Origin of the sequence: Kineosporia sp. NBRC 101677, assembly GCF_030269265.1 — a bacterium.
Lineage (GTDB): Bacteria > Actinomycetota > Actinomycetes > Actinomycetales > Kineosporiaceae > Kineosporia > Kineosporia rhizophila.
Genome location: NZ_BSTA01000008.1, coordinates 321,056 through 335,439 on the forward strand (window position 1 = coordinate 321,056; position 14,384 = coordinate 335,439).

Annotated in this window: 13 protein-coding genes; 6 read left to right on the plus strand and 7 right to left on the minus strand. The window is 71.2% G+C overall.

Translation table 11 applies throughout. The features are described 5' to 3' along the window. Positions 1–35: 35 nt before the first annotated feature. Positions 36–1,313 carry a DUF1501 domain-containing protein gene (locus tag QSK18_RS24010; RefSeq protein ID WP_232813625.1) on the plus strand — a complete coding sequence of 426 codons (1,278 nt, stop codon included), beginning with the start codon at positions 36–38 and terminating at the stop codon, positions 1,311–1,313. Positions 1,314–1,380: 67 nt separating this feature from the next. Here QSK18_RS24010 and QSK18_RS24015 read toward each other — a convergent pair whose 3' ends face one another. Continuing rightward, entirely contained in the window at positions 1,381–3,261 is a 1,881-nt protein-coding gene (locus QSK18_RS24015; RefSeq protein ID WP_285623585.1) for a Na+/H+ antiporter, read from the minus strand. A 70-nt stretch (positions 3,262–3,331) separates the two neighbouring features. Then, complete coding sequence (locus tag QSK18_RS24020) at positions 3,332–3,715, minus strand: STAS domain-containing protein (RefSeq protein WP_232813623.1); 384 nt, start codon at positions 3,713–3,715, stop codon at positions 3,332–3,334. A 212-nt stretch (positions 3,716–3,927) separates the two neighbouring features. On the opposite strand from QSK18_RS24020, the gene QSK18_RS24025 reads away from it, so the two are divergent. Continuing rightward, a complete protein-coding gene (locus QSK18_RS24025; RefSeq protein WP_232813622.1) occupies positions 3,928–4,275 on the plus strand; it encodes a hypothetical protein in 348 nt (115 codons plus the stop codon). 1 nt (position 4,276) lies between these two features. Here QSK18_RS24025 and murA read toward each other — a convergent pair whose 3' ends face one another. Then, positions 4,277–5,560, minus strand: a complete 1,284-nt coding sequence (murA, locus tag QSK18_RS24030; protein WP_232813621.1) for a UDP-N-acetylglucosamine 1-carboxyvinyltransferase — start codon at positions 5,558–5,560, stop codon at positions 4,277–4,279. Between the two features lie 151 nt (positions 5,561–5,711). Between murA and QSK18_RS24035 the strand changes: the two genes are divergently transcribed. Next, on the plus strand, positions 5,712–6,305 hold the full coding sequence (locus tag QSK18_RS24035; RefSeq protein ID WP_232813620.1) for a cob(I)yrinic acid a,c-diamide adenosyltransferase: 594 nt from the start codon (positions 5,712–5,714) through the stop codon (positions 6,303–6,305). 50 nt (positions 6,306–6,355) lie between these two features. Here QSK18_RS24035 and QSK18_RS24040 read toward each other — a convergent pair whose 3' ends face one another. Continuing rightward, the gene (locus tag QSK18_RS24040) at positions 6,356–8,557 is read right to left on the minus strand and encodes an MMPL family transporter (protein ID WP_232813619.1); all 2,202 of its coding nucleotides are present in this window, start codon (positions 8,555–8,557) and stop codon (positions 6,356–6,358) included. A gap of 132 nt (positions 8,558–8,689) precedes the next feature. Between QSK18_RS24040 and QSK18_RS24045 the strand changes: the two genes are divergently transcribed. Genes QSK18_RS24045 through QSK18_RS24055 form a run of 3 tightly spaced genes read left to right on the plus strand, consistent with a single transcriptional unit; the run spans position 8,690 to position 11,671 of the window. Further along, positions 8,690–10,069 carry a sensor histidine kinase gene (locus tag QSK18_RS24045; RefSeq protein ID WP_232813618.1) on the plus strand — a complete coding sequence of 460 codons (1,380 nt, stop codon included), beginning with the start codon at positions 8,690–8,692 and terminating at the stop codon, positions 10,067–10,069. A 2-nt stretch (positions 10,070–10,071) separates the two neighbouring features. Continuing rightward, on the plus strand, positions 10,072–10,731 hold the full coding sequence (locus QSK18_RS24050; RefSeq protein WP_332879932.1) for a response regulator: 660 nt from the start codon (positions 10,072–10,074) through the stop codon (positions 10,729–10,731). Positions 10,732–10,735: 4 nt separating this feature from the next. Then, positions 10,736–11,671: a DUF4097 family beta strand repeat-containing protein gene (locus QSK18_RS24055; protein WP_232813616.1), complete on the plus strand. Its 936-nt coding sequence runs from the start codon at positions 10,736–10,738 to the stop codon at positions 11,669–11,671. Between the two features lie 330 nt (positions 11,672–12,001). On the opposite strand, the gene QSK18_RS24060 is transcribed toward QSK18_RS24055, so the two are convergent. The 3 genes from QSK18_RS24060 to atpD form a co-directional block, all read right to left on the minus strand. After that, complete coding sequence (locus tag QSK18_RS24060) at positions 12,002–12,454, minus strand: DUF2550 domain-containing protein (RefSeq protein WP_352396620.1); 453 nt, start codon at positions 12,452–12,454, stop codon at positions 12,002–12,004. Between the two features lie 18 nt (positions 12,455–12,472). Further along, positions 12,473–12,688, minus strand: coding sequence for a F0F1 ATP synthase subunit epsilon (locus tag QSK18_RS24065; protein ID WP_408624071.1), 216 nt, complete (start codon positions 12,686–12,688; stop codon positions 12,473–12,475). A gap of 196 nt (positions 12,689–12,884) precedes the next feature. Next, positions 12,885–14,348, minus strand: coding sequence for a F0F1 ATP synthase subunit beta (gene atpD / locus QSK18_RS24070; protein ID WP_285623596.1), 1,464 nt, complete (start codon positions 14,346–14,348; stop codon positions 12,885–12,887). Between the last annotated feature and the right edge of the window lie 36 nt (positions 14,349–14,384).

The following is a 14,384-nucleotide window of genomic DNA, read 5'->3' on the forward strand; positions in this document are numbered from 1 at the left end:
CGCCGGTCCGTCTGAACAGAACGGTTGCAGAACTGATGACGACGATGATCCCGCAGACGCCGGAGCAGATGCTCGACTGCGGTTGCCCGGAGAACCGGGGCGTCTCCCGGCGCACCCTGTTCCGGATGGCCGCAGTGGGCGGACTGGCCACTGCCACCACGGTTTCCGGGGCCACCCTGGCCTTCGGCGCCCCGGCCGGCACCGGCACTCTGGTGGTGCTCTCGCTGCGCGGCGGCTTCGACGGCCTGTCCGCCGTGGTGCCGCTGGGCGACCCGGCCTACGCCAAGGCCCGCCCGGGCATCAAGGTGGCCGCCGGGCAGTCGAAGAAGCTCGACTCGATGTTCGGCCTGCACCCGGCCATGGAGCCGGTGTTCAAGCTGTTCGACAACGGCACGATGGCCGCGGTGCACGCCGTGGGCCAGGCCGACCCGACCCGCTCGCACTTCGAGGCGATGGCCGAGATGGAGCGCGCCGCACCGTCGTCCAGCCTGCGCACCGGCTGGATCGACCGCACCCTGGGCAGTCTGGGCGACCTCGGTGGTTTCGCCGGCACCCAGGTCGGTTCCGGCTCGCTGCCGGACTCGATGATCGGGCCGAACATGAAGTTCGCGATGAACTCGATCGCCGGGGTGAAGCTCTCGGTGGCCGAGGACCTGGTGCCGCTGTCGCGCTGGCGCTCGGCGATGAAGACCCTGCACACCGGGGCCGCGCCGGAGCTGAAGGCGCCGATGACCAACGCCCTGGGCGCGGTCGGCCGGATGGGCAAGCTGCAGAAGAACGCCGGTAAGTCGGCCAAGGACCTGGGTTATCCGGAGAGCGGGCTGGGGAACGCCCTGCACGACGTGGCCCGGCTGATCAAGGCCGACATGGGGCTGCGGGTGGCCACGGTCGACTACGGCAACTGGGACATGCACGTGAACCTCGGCAAGTCCGACGGCGGCTGGATGTTCAACCAGCTGCAGGAGATGAGCAAGGCCCTGGCCGCGTTCGCGGCCGAGCTGGGCACCGACGGCCTGAAGCGCACCACGCTGATCACCCTCAGCGAGTTCGGCCGCCGGCTCGAGGAGAACGGTTCCGGCGGGCTCGACCACGGCCACGGCAACGTGGTGCTGGCCCTGGGCGGCGGCCTGAACAAGGGCGTGCACGGCCGCTGGCCCGGTCTGGGCGCGGCCAAGCTGGTCGACGGAGACCTGGCCGGGACCACCGACTACCGCTCGATCGTCTCCGAGGTGCTGAAGAAGCGGGTCGGCGTGGACTCCACGACCGACATCTTCCCCGGTTACAAGCCCAAGACGGTTGGCTTGGTCAAGTAGCCGAGGGTCGCTGGAGGGACGGAGCCGGACTGTGAGGGGTCCGGTTCCGTCCCTCTGTCATGAGGGTTCAGCCCAGTTCGGAGTCCACGTAGCACCAGCGCCACCACTCGCCCAGCTCGATGCTGCGCATCACCGGGTGCCCGCTGCTCTCGTGGTGCGCCTGGGCGTGCCGCCGGGGTGAGGAGTCGCAGCAGCCGACGTGCCCGCAGTCCAGGCACATCCGCAGGTGCACCCAGTGGCGCTCGCCCAGCTCCAGGCAGTCCGGGCAGGCGTCCGGCCGGGAGGCCGGGGCGACGGTGAGCGGGCGGTCCTGAAGGTGCGAGCAGGCCCCGGGTTTCGGCGCGGTGAGCATCGAGGACTGTTCCGCCGCGGACGGTCCGGTGCCGGTGGAGAAGCCGTCGAGCATGGCCTCCTCCTGGTCGATCCGTTCCAGCACCCGCTCGACCAGGTCGTGCGGCACCGAGCCGTCACGGCGCACCCGGGCGGTGACCTGCCGCTCCGCCTCGAGCATCTCGACCCGCAGCCGGTGGAAGGTGGCGGCCGGGGTCTCCTGCGCGTTCTCGTTCGAGCCCAGGCGTTCCCAGGCCGCGTTGGCCACCCGCTCGCCCCACGACTCCAGCGTCTGCACCACGTCCGGCGCGTCCTCCGGCCGACGGGTCGCGGCCAGCCGGTCCAACCCCGCCTCGGCCGCCTGCTGCTGGAGCAGGGCCTCCTGCAACGCGTCCTGGGCCGGATCCGGGCCGGCCACCTTCAGCCGGCGCACCAGCCAGGGCAGGGTGGTGCCCTGCACCAGCAGCGATCCGGCGACCACGGTGAAGGCCGCGACCACCAGGGCGGGCCGGCCCGGTACGTCTTCCGGGATGGTCAGGGCGGCGGCCAGGGTGACCACCCCGCGCATCCCGGCCCAGCCGACCAGGGCGACCTCCGGGACGGTCGGGCCCGGCTGTCGCCGGTTCAGGCGGCCCAGCAGGTAGACCGCGGGGAACACCCACAGGCCGCGCACCACCACCACGGCCAGCAGCACGGCCAGGCTGAGCACCAGCACATCGGTGTTCGGCGTCGACTCGTCCTCGATGGCCGCCGTGACCAGGTCCTTCAGCTGCAGCCCGATCAGCAGGAAGATCGCGCTCTCGAGCAGGAACTGCACGGTCCGCCAGATCACCCGCTCGGTGACCCGGGACATCGCCGACTGGATCTCGGTGGCCCGCTGCCCGAGCATCAGCCCGGCCACCACCACCGCGATCACCCCGGAGCCGTGCAGCTGCTCGGCCCCCAGGTAGGCGGCGAAGGGCACCAGCAGCGAGACGCTGGTGTCCAGCACCGGGTCCTCGACCTTGCGGCGCATCAGCGAGACCAGCTGGGCCAGGACCCAGCCGACCAGGACGCCGCCCAGCACCGCCCAGAGGAAGTCCAGCCCGATCGAGAGCACCCCGACCGAACCGGAGACCGCCGCGATCGCGCTGCGCAGGGTGACCAGCGCGGTGGCGTCGTTCAGCAGGCTCTCGCCCTCCAGCAGCGACACCACTGAGCGGGGCATCCGGACCCGGCGGGCCACCGCGCTGGCGGCCACCGCGTCCGGCGGGGCCACCACCGCACCCAGGGCCAGCGCGATCGCGAACGGCACGTCGGGCAGGACCAGCTTCACCACCAGCGCCACCACCAGGGCGGTGACAACCACCAGCACCACTGAGAGCAGCCCGATCTCGTTGCGCTGACGGCGCAGGTCGATCAGCGGGGTACGCACGGCCGTGGCGTACAGCAGCGGCGGGAGCAGCCCCTCCAGCACGATGTGCGGTTCCAGCGGGAGCACCGGCATACCGGGCACGAACGACAGGATCAGACCGGCGAAGGTCAGGAACAGCGGCGCTGAGAGGGCCAGCCGGCCGGCCAGGGCCGCCGTTCCGGCAGCGATCGCAAGGAGAATGACAAGTTCGACCGCCAGAGACACCGCGGGATCATCTCACGGTGTCGTCCGGGGCCTGAGAGAGAATTGAGGACGCCGGTGAGGGCCGGTTCGGTCAGCCCACCAGGGCGGCCGGCCGGATCGAGGAACTCCAGGTCACCCGGGCCACCCTGAGCAGCCGGAGCTCACGGGGACGGACCCCGGTGAGGACCAGTTGGCGGCCGGCCTGACGGGCCCGCCGTGCGGTGCCGACCAGGACGCCCAGCCCGGCCCCGTCCCAGATCTCCAGCTGGTTCATCTCGACCACCAGCTCGTCGCCGCCCTGGCCGCCGTCGACCGCCTCGTGCAGCGCCGACCGGGCGGCCGGGGCCGAACGCGCGTCGAGGCGGCCCTTCAACCGGACCAGGGTGCCGGGACCGGGTACCTCGATGCTCAGCCGAGGGCCCGGGGCCGGATCCATCGGTGCGCGCGGTTCCGGTGGCCGCGGTGGTCCGGTCATCATTCCCATCTCGTGCTCCCCCCAAGTCGCCCCGCCCGGTGCCGCCGGTTTGCGCGTGGTCCCACTCCCAGGGAGGCCGGACGTCACAGAGCGTCGGGCTACTGTGACACGGAAAGCCCGCTGAGCACAGCACCGACCCGCCTGACTCAGGCCCGGAGGTCCTCGGCGACGGCCGGTGGCGCCGGATCCGGCCGGACGAGGACACTGGTGCCATGTTGTACGGCGACGGCACCTCCTACCTGTTGTCGATCCTCGTGGTGCTGGCCGGTTTCGGCGTGATGATGCTGTTCCTGCGCTGGACCTTCAGCTCCGGCAAGTCGCTGGTGGAACGGCGGCCCCGGCAGGGCGGCGAGAACGAGTACGGGTTGTTCGTACCGGTCGCCGCCCCGGCCACGATGATCGAGGGCGAACAACTGCGGCTCCGGCTCGAGGCCGGCCAGATCCGCGCCAAGCTGGTGCAGACCAAGGACGGCCCGCGCCTGATGGTGTTCGAGCAGGACGAGAAGATCGCCCGGGCCGTGCTCGCCGCGCCCCCGCCGCCGCCCTCGACCGGCTTCTAGGTCAGGAGGCCGCCGGGGCCTCGTTCACCTCGAACCGGCGCACGTCGGCGCCGAGGGTGCGCAGGGCGTGGTCGAACCGGTCGTACCCCCGGTCGACGTGCCCGGCCTCGTAGACGATGGTCTCGCCCTCGGCCACCAGCCCGGCCAGGACCAGCGCGGCCCCGGCCCGGATGTCGCTGGCCTCGACCGGCGCACCGGAGAGCTTGGGCACGCCCCGCACGAACGCGTGGTGCCCGTCCATCCGCACGTGCGCGCCCAGCCGGGCGATCTCCTGGACGAACCGGAAGCGGGCCTCGAACAGGTTCTCGGTGATCATCGCGGCACCGCCGGACACCGCGCACAGGGTGACCATGAACGGCTGCAGGTCAGTCGGGAAGCCGGGGTAGGGCAGGGTGGCCACGTCCACCGCCTTCGGCCGCTCGGCGCCCTTCACCCGGAAGCCGTCGGCCAGGGTGATCACCTCGCTGCCGGCGTCGACCAGCTTGTCGATCACCAGCTCCAGGTGCCCGGGCTCGCCGTTGTGCACGATCACGTCGCCGCCGGTGATGGCGGCCGCGAACGCCCAGGTGCCGGCCACGATCCGGTCTGGCACCACACGGTGCTCGACCGGCGAGAGGCTGTCGGTGCCGATGATCTCCAGGGTGGAGCCGGCCACCCCGTCGATCTTGGCGCCCATCCGGCGCAGCATCCGGCACAGGTCGACGACCTCGGGCTCGCGCGCCACGTTGTCCAGCACCGTGCGCCCGTTCGCCAGGACGGCCGCCATCAGCAGGTTCTCGGTGGCCCCGACGCTGGGGAAGTCCAGCCGGATCTCCGCCCCGCGCAGGCCGCCGGGGGCCTCGGCGACCAGGAAACCGTGCTCCACCGCGATCTTCGCACCGAGCGCCTCCAGGCCGGAGACGTGCATGTCCAGGCCTCGTGAGCCGATCGCGTCACCGCCGGGCAGGGCCACCTGGGCGGCGCCGCAGCGGGCCAGCAGCGGGCCGAGCACGCTGATCGAGGCGCGCATCGCCCGCACCAGGTCGTAGTCGGCCTTGTGCCCGGGCACCGCCGGGGTGGTGATCGAGAGCATGCCGCTGCCGTCGACGTAGTCCACCCCGCAGCCGAGCCGGGTCAGGAGTTTCACCATGATCCGGACGTCGAGGATGTCGGGGACGTCGACCAGCGTCGTCGTCCCCTCGGTCAGCAAGGCGGCGGACATCAGCTTGAGCACGCTGTTCTTCGCGCCGGCCACTCTGACGCCGCCCTGCAGCGGCGCTCCACCCACGATCCGGAAGGCTTCCACGACACGGCATCGTATTGCCGATCCGGCCGGTGTGGCCCACATCCGGGCAGGGGTTACCGCCCGTGCGTCCCGCAGCATTCTGCGTACTCACAGGTGAAGCCCATATCGCTGGGCCCGGCCCGGGCGTTACGGGTTCTCGTAGGCTGACCGGATGGTGAACCTGACCCGGATCTACACCCGGACCGGCGACGACGGCACGACCGCGCTGGGCGACTTCAGCCGGACCTCCAAGAACGACCCGCGGCTGATCGCCTACGCCGACTGCGACGAGGCCAACAGCGCGATCGGGGTGGTCCTGGCGGCCGGTGGCGAACTGGACCCGCAGATCGCCCGGCTGCTGCGCCGGGTCCAGAACGACCTCTTCGACGTGGGCTCGGACCTGTGCGTGCCGCTCACCAGCACCCCGCCCAAGCACGAGCCGCTGCGGATCACCGCCGACTACGTGGAGCGGCTGGAGGCGGCCTGCGACGAGTTCAACGCCGCGCTGCCCGCCCTGCGCTCGTTCATCCTGCCCGGCGGCTCGGTCGCCTCGGCCTACCTGCACGTGGCGCGCACGGTGACCCGGCGGGCCGAGCGCTCGGTGTGGGCCGCCCTGGAGGCGCACGGCACGGCGGCCGACGGCGGCGTCAACCCGCTCACCGCCAAGTACCTGAACCGGCTCAGCGACCTGCTCTTCATCCTCTGCCGGGTGGCCAACCGGGAGTCCGGCGACGTGCTCTGGGTGCCCGGCGGCGAGCGGGACTGAACAACAGCAACGGCTCTTCCCACATCGGGAAGAGCCGTTGCCGGGGTCGGTCAGTCGTGCAGGGCAGGCACCCAGCGCGGCTTGCGGTGGGCCCGCTCCCCCAGCACCGCCAGCACGGCCGGCAGCAGGATCCCCCGCACCACGGTGGCGTCGATGAACACGGCGGTGGCCAGGCCCACGCCGAGCTGCTTCATCTCCAGCACCGACATGGTCGCGAAGATCGCGAACACCGCCACCATCACCGCCGCGGCACTGGTCACCGTGCCGGCGCTGCGGGCCACCCCGAGCCGGACCGCGTCCTTCGGGCTGTTCCCGGCCCGCCAGGCCTCCCGCACCCGGGAGACCACGAACACGTGGTAGTCCATCGACAGGCCGAACAGGATCACGAACATCAGCAGCGGCAGCCAGGCCGCGATCGTGCCGATCGAGGTGAAGTCCAGCAGGTCCTCGGCCCAGGTGTTCTGGAACACCATGGTCATCACGCCGTAGCCGGCCCCGACCGAGAGCAGGTTCAGCACCACGGTGGCCAGCGCCAGCGACGGCGAGCCGAACGAGAGCACCATCACCACGAAGGTCAGCACCAGCACGAACCCGACCACCGGCAGCAGCCGGCTGTCCATCCACTCGCTCAGCTCGGTGCCCTCGGCCACCCCACCCAGGTGCACCTCGGCGCCGGGCACGCCGGCTAGGGCCTTCTCGACCACCGGGACCACCTGCTCGCGCACGGTCTCCACGGCCTGGCCGGCCCGCTCGTCCGAGACGTCGAACGGGATCGGCAGGTGCATCACCGAGACCGTGCCCTCCGCCGAGGTCTGGATCTCCGGTGACTCCCCCGCGACCTGACCGGTCCCCTGGGCGGCGGGCCAGGCGTCCTCAAGCGCCGAACGCACCTGCGCCGCGCTGTCGGCCGGCGCGCCCACCACCATCGCGATCGTGGATCCCTCCTGCGGGAACGCGTGGGTCATGGTCATCGTGGCCCGCACCTGGGGCACGTCCTGCGGCAGCGACTCGACGCCGGCCAGCGAGGTGCGCATCGAGGCGGCCGGGACCGCCAGGGCCACCAGCAGACCGGTGGCGGCCAGCGTCCAGATCAGCGGGCGCCGGGTGACCGCACCGGCCAGCCGGCCCCAGGGCCCGTCGATGCTCGCCTCGCGGCCCACCCGGCGGCCGATGAAGGGCAGGCGCAGCCGGTCCACCTTGTCGCCGAGCAGCGACAGGATCGCCGGGAGCACGGTGGCCGAGGCGATCACCGCGATCCCGACCACGATCATCGCGCCGATCGCCAGCGACGTGTACAGCCCGCCGGCCACGAGCATCCCGGCCATCGAGACCACCACGGTCACCCCCGAGATGATCACCGCCCGGCCCGCCGTGCGCCCCGCCACCTGGATCGTCTCGCGCACCTCGAGGCCGTGCGCCCGCTCCTGCCGGGCCCGCCGGATCACGAACAGCGCATAGTCCACCCCGACCGCCAGCCCGATCAGCAGCACCATGCTCTGGGTGTTCTGGTCGACCTTGTAGGTCTGCGAGATCAGTGCCGTCAGCCCGAGTGCGGTCCCCACCGCCGCGACCCCCAGCAGCACCGGCACGAAGGCCGCCACCACCGAGCCGAAGGCCAGCAGCAGGATGGCCAGAGTGACCGGCAGAGAGAAGATCTCGGCCTTCTTCAGGTCGTCCTCGATCTGCTCGCCGACCCCCACGTTCAGCGAGCCCTCACCGGTCTGCCCCACCTCCAGGTCCGGGTGGGTGGCGGCCAGCCGGTCGGTGATCGGCAGCATCGCCTCGGCGGTGCCGTCGATCCGGTCGGAGTCGTCCACCTCCGCATCGAGCTCGACCGTGGCCAGCATGGTCCGGCCGTCGGCGGAGACCACCGGCTCGCCGATCGAGGCGACCCCCGCCACCCCGGAGAACGCCTGGCTGATCTGCTCCCCCAGGTCACCCACCTGCTCGTCGCTCAGCGTTCCCCTCCGCGCGCTGATCACGACGTGCTCGGTCGGACGGTCCCCGAAGTCGGCTCCCTCCAGCAGTTCTGAGGCCTTGCGCGAGTCCCCGACCAGCTGCTCGGCCCCCGTCGACGTCTTCAGCCCGCCCCCGAGCATCACGACGCCGGCCGCCACCACCAGGAGCGCGGCAAGAAGAGTGACCCACCGATGGCGGGCGCACCAGGAGGCGACGGACCGGCCTCCTCGTCCCACCGGCTTCTGCGGTGGGGGAACGAGACGTGAACGTTCCGAGTTCGTCGTTGTCGTCATGGTGATCAGCCTCGGGCCGGCGCGCTCCAAGATCACTGGTGCGTCCCCCTCGATCGGGGGTGGGGTTATCCCCACCCCCTCGGGGGTGGCTCCGGTATCCCCACAGCGTGCTCGGCGGCCTACCTTGATGGGGTGATCAAGCCAACCGACAAGGCGCTCGTCGCCCCCGGGTTCGATCTGTTCGACCCGGGCGAGAAGTGGTGGCTGTGGGGCCTGCCCACCGCCTCCGGGGCCCGCCAGGCCGTGGGCTGGTGGCTGCGCGGGTGGCCCGCGGTCTGCCACCTGACGCTCGACATCCTGGTCGCCGTCCCGTATCTGGCCCTGACCGTGCTGATGCTGGTGTCGGTCGTGCTGGTGCCGGTCTTCGGGATCGGCCTGCCGATGCTGCTCGCCGTCCTGGCCTGTGCCCTGGTGGCCGCCCGGCTGGACCTGTTCCGGCTGCAGGCGCTGGCCTACACCCGGCTGGAGTGGATGGGCCCGTCCCCGGCGGCCCCGAAGCGTTCGTTCTGGCGGCGCGGGCTGCTGGGCGGGCCGCAGTGGCGCTCGATGGCCTGGGTCTCCATCCAGGCCTGCTGGGGCCTGGTCACCGGCACCCTGGTGGTCTGCTTCGCCTCGGTCACCCTGGCCCTGGTGCTGGCCCCGGTCTACGTCTGGTTCCTGCCCGGCGCCGAGATGTACTGGCCCTGGGGCGGAACCACGTCCGGGCCGTGGTGGCTGCTGCTGGTGTTCTTCCTCGGGCTGGTCGGCCTGGTCGTCACCCCGCTGACCGCCACCGGCCTGATGGCGCTGAACGTGCTGATGGCCCGTCTGCTGCTGACCCGCCAGCCGCGCTCGGAGGAGGTGCGCCGGCTCAACCAGCGGGTGCAGACCCTGACCCGCACCCGGGCCGCGGCGGTGGACTCGGTGGAGGCCGAGCGCCAGCGGATCGAGCGCGACCTGCACGACGGCCCCCAGCAGCGACTGGTCGCCATCGCGATGGACCTGGGCCTGGCCAAGGACCGGCTGAACCGCGACCCGCAGGGCGCCCGCGACCTGATGGACAAGGCGCACAGCGCGGCGAAGGAGGCCGTGGTGGAGATGCGCCAGGTCGCCCGGGGCATCCACCCGCCGATCCTGACCGACCGCGGCCTGGACGCGGCCCTGTCCGCCCTCGCGGCCAGCGCCCCGGTCCCGGTCAGCGTGCAGACCGTGCTGCCCACCCGGCCCGACCCCACGGTCGAGGCGATCGCCTACTTCTGTGTCAGCGAGGGCCTGACCAACGTGGCCAAGCACGCCCGCGCCCGGCAGGCCCGGGTGCTGGTCAGCGCGGTCGGCGAGTGGCTGCGGATCGAGGTCGAGGACGACGGGGTGGGCGGCGCCCAGCCCGGCAGCGGCGAGGGTGGGGGCACCGGTCTGCGAGGGTTGGCCGACCGCGTGGCCGCGATCGACGGCGCTGTGCACCTCTCCTCACCGGCCGGCGGCCCCACCGTGCTGACCATTCATCTGCCCCTCACCCCCGGGAGTCCGTCGTGAGCATTCGAGTCGTGCTGGCCGAGGACTCGGTCCTGCTGCGGGAGGGCCTGCTGCGCCTGCTGGCCGAGACCGGCTTCGAGGTGGCCGAGGCCTGCCCGGACGGCGACTCCTTCCTGAAGGCGGTCGAGGCGCACCGGCCCGACCTGGTGATCGTCGACGTGCGGATGCCGCCCACGTTCACCGACGAGGGGGTGCGGGCCGCCCTGGTGGTGCGCCACCAGTACCCGAAGATCGCCGTGGTGGTGCTCAGCCAGTACGTCGAGGAGAACTACGCCACCGAGCTGTTCGCGGCCCGTTCCCGGGGCATCGGCTACCTGCTGAAGGACCGGGTGGCCGACGTCAGCGAGTTCGCCGAGACCCTGCGCCGGGTCACCGACGGCGGCACCGCCCTCGACCCGGAGGTGGTGGCCCAGCTGTTCTCCCGGGCCACCCGCAAGGATCCGCTCGGCCGGCTCACCCCGCGTGAGCGTGAGGTGCTCGGCCTGATGGCCGAGGGCCGCTCCAACACCGCCATCGCCGCCGCCCTGGTGATCGGCGAGGGCGCGGTGGAGAAACACGTCTCGAGCATCTTCGGCAAGCTCGACCTCCCCCCGGCCGCCCAGGACCACCGCCGCGTCCTGGCCGTCCTCCGCTGGCTCGGTTCCCAGGCACAGGAGTCCTGAAGACATGCCCACGACGACTTTCGAACCCGGCTCCCCCGAGGCGAAGGCCGAGCAGGAGCGACTGGCGGCCGCGGCGCGCCGGCGCAGCCCGTGGACCGGCCCGGTCCGGATCGCCACGGTGGTGCTCGGGGCCGGGGTGATCGGGATGGGCACGATCAGCGTGGTGACGCTGTTCGCCACCCGGGTCAGCACCGAGTCCCTCACCGTGACCGACCGGATCACCGCGATGCGGGTGGACGTGGAGTCCGGCGACGTGGTGATCCGAGACGGGGCGCCGGGTGATCCGGTCACCCTCGAGGTGCGGACCACCTCGTCGCTGACCGACGCCCGGTGGACGCACTCGGTCCAGCAGGGTGTCCTCGCCCTGGAAGGCGGCTGCAGCGGTGGCTGGCCGATCGACAACTGCTCGGTCGACTACCAGGTCGTCGTGCCCCCCGACGTGAAGGTGGACGTGACCACGGGCGCCGGCGACGCCACGGTCACCGGCCTGACCGGGGCCACGAAGGTGCGCACCGGCTCCGGCGACATCCGGCTGGGCACCATCGGCGGCGACATCGAGGCCCGTACCGGCAGCGGCGACCTGCGCGCCACCCAGCTCGACTCGGCCCGGGCCGAGCTCCGCACCGGCTCCGGCGACCTGTCCGCCGACTTCACCGCGCAGACCACCCAGGTGCGCGCCCGCACCGGCTCCGGCGACATCCGGACCTCGTTCAGCGTGGCGCCCCCCACCGTCGAGCTGCGCACCGGCTCCGGCGACGTCGGGGTCAGCCTGCCCCAGGACGGCACGTCGTACGACGTCACCGGGCACACCGGCAGCGGCGACCGGAAGATCGACGTCCCGACCGGCAGCGCGAAGAACCGGATCTCGGCCACCACCGGCTCCGGCGACGTGCACATCGGGTTCGACTGGAAGGTCTCGTCCCGGCCCTCGAACGGCTGATTTCACGCCGGACCAGCAGGCCTGCGGATAGTTGACGGCTTGACCGCAATTCCGGCGGAAGAAATGGGACGGAACGTGTTTCAAGACCCGCGCACGGGGTATCACTAAGGGCGAGGAGTGGCGAAACCGCGAGATCCGAGGAGGCGGAGCCTACAACTCAGCCGCAAGGCGCCGAGGTCCTGCCGCCGAGAGGGACACCCGTTCGCGGGTGAGGCGGGAGGGCGCAGCAGATGGCGGGCCAGGTCGTCCACGCCGATCAGGTGGGTCAAGCGTGTGGGCGGCCCGGCCAGGCTGATGGTCGAGGTCGAAGCACGAACAGCCGGTGTGAACTCACGCGCTGAACGGTTGCATGCCGGGCGGTGCGGATTCCAGCCAAGTGGCGAATCCGGTGTAGTCCGACCGCGTCATGGCCAGCTCGACGATCTCCGGATCGTCCAGACCGTAGGTACATCGAACGATCACTGCCCCCGGCAGGATCGAGTGCACGTCCTGCTCACCGGGCTGCTTCCACTCCAGCAGATCGAGCTGCGAGCGGATCAGCACCCGAGTCGGTCGTGGGCTGACCGTGAAGATCCGGAACCACTCGAGGCGGTCCTCCCCGTACCGCGCGACGCCCAGGATCCAGGCGCTCGCGCGGCGGGGGTGCTCGCGTCTCAGCGAGCAGTCGAACGTGGCGCCGTTACGGGCCAGCAGGTAACGGCGCAGGATGAACAGAGCAAGGACCAAGCCGAACAGGACGAGGAGGGCACCCAGAATCTCGAGCGGGGCTACCAACTGTCCCAACTACGGCCGGGCCCGGACTCAGCGGGCCGAGTCGGGGACGAGGCTCGCGGTGTCGGCGACCACCGTCACCCGGTCGTGGTCGATGGAGAGGAACCCACCGTCCTCGACCTGGGCGATCACGGTCTCGCCGGCCTCACCGCGGATCGTGACCCGACCGGGGGCGAGCAGCGCCAGCGTGGGCTCGTGACCGGTGAGCACACCGATCTCGCCCTCGCTGGTCCGGGCGATCACCATCCGGGCCGCGCCCGTCCAGACCTTCGCCTCGGCACTCACCAGTTCTACCTGGAGCGGCACGACGGTTCCTCCGTGTTCCTCAACCCGTCACCCGCTCCGAAACGTGGGTGCGAGCGCTGTCGACACAATATCGGCTCTGTCGAGCCGGATGCGGGGGTCGGCCCGACCGGGCCGGCCCCCACACTCGATGACCGGATCAGGCGCCGGTCTTCTTCTGGATCTCGGCCCACTTGCGCTCGACGTCGTCCAGGCCACCGCACATGAAGAAGGCCTGCTCGGCGACGTGGTCGAACTCGCCGTCGCAGATCCGCGTAAAGGCGTCCACGGTCTCGTCGACCGGGACGGTCGAACCCTCGATACCGGTGAACTGCTTGGCCACGTAGGTGTTCTGCGACAGGAACCGCTGGATCCGGCGGGCCCGGTTGACGACGATCTTGTCCTCCTCGGACAGTTCGTCGACACCCAGGATCGCGATGATGTCCTGCAGTTCCTTGTTGCGCTGCAGGATCTGCTTGACCCGCACCGCGGTGTTGTAGTGGTCGGCCCCGATGTACCGCGGGTCCAGGATGCGCGACGTCGAGGTCAGCGGGTCCACGGCGGGGTAGATACCCATCGACGCGATCTCGCGGGAGAGCTCGGTGGTCGCGTCCAGGTGCGCGAACGTGGTGGCCGGGGCCGGGTCGGTGTAGTCGTCGGCCGGCACGTAGATCGCCTGCATCGAGGTGATCGAGTGACCCCGGGTCGAGGTGATGCGCTCCTGCAGGAGGCCCATCTCGTCGGCCAGGTTCGGCTGGTAACCCACGGCCGACGGCATACGGCCGAGCAGCGTGGAGACCTCGGAACCGGCCTGCGTGAACCGGAAGATGTTGTCGATGAAGAGCAGCACGTCCTGGCTCTGCACGTCGCGGAAGTACTCCGCCATCGTCAGGGCCGAGAGGGCCACGCGCAGACGCGTGCCCGGCGGCTCGTCCATCTGACCGAAGACCAGCGCGGTGTTCGGGAGAACGCCGGCCTCTTCCATCTCGACGATCAGGTCGTTGCCCTCACGGGTGCGCTCGCCGACCCCGGCGAACACCGAGACACCGCCGTGGTCGCGGGCGACCCGGGCGATCATCTCCTGGATCAGCACGGTCTTGCCGACGCCGGCGCCACCGAACAGGCCGATCTTCCCACCCTGCACGTACGGGGTGAGCAGGTCGATGACCTTGATGCCGGTCTGGAACATCTCGGTCTTGGACTCGAGCTGGTCGAAGGCCGGGGCCTTGCGGTGGATCGGCCAGCGCTCGGTCACCTCGAAGGTGTCGTCACCCTCGAGGTTCAGCACCTCGCCGATCGCGTTGAAGACGCGGCCCTTGGTGACGTCACCGACCGGGACGCTGATCGGCGACCCGCTGTCGGCGACGGACATGCCACGGACCAGGCCGTCGGTCGGCTTCAGGGCGATCGCGCGGACCAGGTTGTCCCCGATGAACTGGGCGACCTCCAGCCACAGCCGGATGTCACCACCGTTCAGCGTGTAGTCGATGTACAGGGCGTTGTACATCGAGGGCAGCTGGCCCTGGGGGAACTCGATGTCGACGACGGGGCCGATGACCCGGGCCACCCGGCCGACGCCGGCCTGGCCGCTGGTCGCACCCGTTTCGGTGACGGTGGCGGTCATTTGACTCTTCTCTCTGTCATGGCTTCAGGTGACTCG

Excerpts from the sequence above, each read along its gene's own strand:
- QSK18_RS24010 (WP_232813625.1), top strand. The coding sequence starts at position 36 with ATGACGACGATGATCCCGCAGACGCCGGAGCAGATGCTCGACTGCGGT.
- QSK18_RS24020 (WP_232813623.1), bottom strand. The coding sequence starts at position 3,715 with ATGACCGGACCACCGCGGCCACCGGAACCGCGCGCACCGATGGATCCG.
- QSK18_RS24025 (WP_232813622.1), top strand. The coding sequence starts at position 3,928 with ATGTTGTACGGCGACGGCACCTCCTACCTGTTGTCGATCCTCGTGGTG.
- QSK18_RS24035 (WP_232813620.1), top strand. The coding sequence starts at position 5,712 with ATGGTGAACCTGACCCGGATCTACACCCGGACCGGCGACGACGGCACG.
- QSK18_RS24040 (WP_232813619.1), bottom strand. The coding sequence starts at position 8,557 with ATGACGACAACGACGAACTCGGAACGTTCACGTCTCGTTCCCCCACCG.
- QSK18_RS24055 (WP_232813616.1), top strand. The coding sequence starts at position 10,736 with ATGCCCACGACGACTTTCGAACCCGGCTCCCCCGAGGCGAAGGCCGAG.
- QSK18_RS24065 (WP_408624071.1), bottom strand. The coding sequence starts at position 12,688 with ATGGTGATCGCCCGGACCAGCGAGGGCGAGATCGGTGTGCTCACCGGT.
- atpD (WP_285623596.1), bottom strand. The coding sequence starts at position 14,348 with ATGACCGCCACCGTCACCGAAACGGGTGCGACCAGCGGCCAGGCCGGC.